Source organism: Flavonifractor plautii ATCC 29863 (genome assembly GCF_000239295.1).
Lineage (GTDB): Bacteria > Bacillota > Clostridia > Oscillospirales > Oscillospiraceae > Flavonifractor > Flavonifractor plautii.
On the sequence record NZ_JH417827.1, the window covers coordinates 34,792 to 35,824 of the forward strand.

2 protein-coding genes are annotated in these 1,033 nt (G+C 61.0%); both read left to right on the plus strand.

All coding sequences use genetic code 11. The annotated features are described in order from the left end of the window. Nucleotides 1-521, plus strand: a 521-nt coding sequence (locus HMPREF0372_RS20160; protein ID WP_169314520.1) for an MBL fold metallo-hydrolase, incomplete at its 5' end; no start/stop codon positions are given. A 241-nt stretch (nucleotides 522-762) separates the two neighbouring features. Beyond that, nucleotides 763-972 (plus strand): alpha/beta-type small acid-soluble spore protein, encoded by a 210-nt coding sequence (locus tag HMPREF0372_RS14530; RefSeq protein WP_007494041.1) that lies wholly within the window; start codon nucleotides 763-765, stop codon nucleotides 970-972. Nucleotides 973-1,033: the final 61 nt, after the last annotated feature.

Sequence of the window (1,033 nt, forward strand, 5' to 3'; positions counted from 1 at the left end):
CTGTGCTGGAGGCGGGCGGCCGCCGGCTCACCTGCCTGCCCGCGCCCGGTCACACCCCTGGCCAGCTCTGCTTCTGGGACGAGTCGGACGGCATTCTCTTTACCGGCGACCACGTGCTCTTTGACATCAGCCCCAATATCACGCCTTGGAACGGCATGGAGGACGCCCTGGGATGCTATCTGGACAGCTTGCGGACCGTGCGGGGGCTGCCCGCCCGCCTGGCTCTGCCCGGCCACCGCCGCCCCGGTGCGCTGGCCCCCCGGGTGGACGCCCTGCTGGAGCACCACGCCCGCCGCCTGGACGAGCTGACCGCCATCCTCCGCGCCCGCCCCGGCAGCACCGCCTATGAAGCCGCCGCCCACATGACCTGGAACATCCGCTCCAGGAGCTGGGACGACTTTCCCCTGGCCCAGAAGTGGTTTGCCGTGGGCGAGTGCATCGCCCACCTGGACCATCTGCGCCGGCAGGGACGGCTCCAGCGCGAGCAGCAGGACGGTGTGTGGCATGCCTGGGCCCTTTAACCGCGTCCGCCGGGCGGCAGCGGTACATTTTCCTCTTTTTTATCTTCTCTTTTATTCTATTTCTGATGTTCTTTCCAAAACCGACACAGTTTACTTCAATTTTATCTATCTGTATTATTATTCCCCTTTTTTCGCAGACCCGACCAGCAAAAAATGGCGCACATAGAAATCCGCCCTGGGGCAAAGCTATGTCTGGATTCACCGAATCCAACAAATTTGTCACCAAAGGAGATGCGCTATTATGTCTAGCTCTAACAATTCCAATTCCAACCAGCCCGTGGTTCCCAGCGCCCGTGAGGCCCTGAACAAGTTCAAGATGGAGGCCGCCCAGGAGGTTGGCGTCAACCTGAAGCAGGGCTACAATGGCGATCTGACCAGCCGTGAGGCCGGTTCCGTTGGCGGCCAGATGGTCAAGAAGATGATCCAGGCGTACGAGAACAGCATGCAGTAACCAGTCTGCCCGGATCGGCTGATAAAAACAGAAGCGGGGCGGAGGAAATTCCTCCGCCCCG

Excerpts from the sequence above, each read along its gene's own strand:
- HMPREF0372_RS14530 (WP_007494041.1), top strand. The coding sequence starts at position 763 with ATGTCTAGCTCTAACAATTCCAATTCCAACCAGCCCGTGGTTCCCAGC.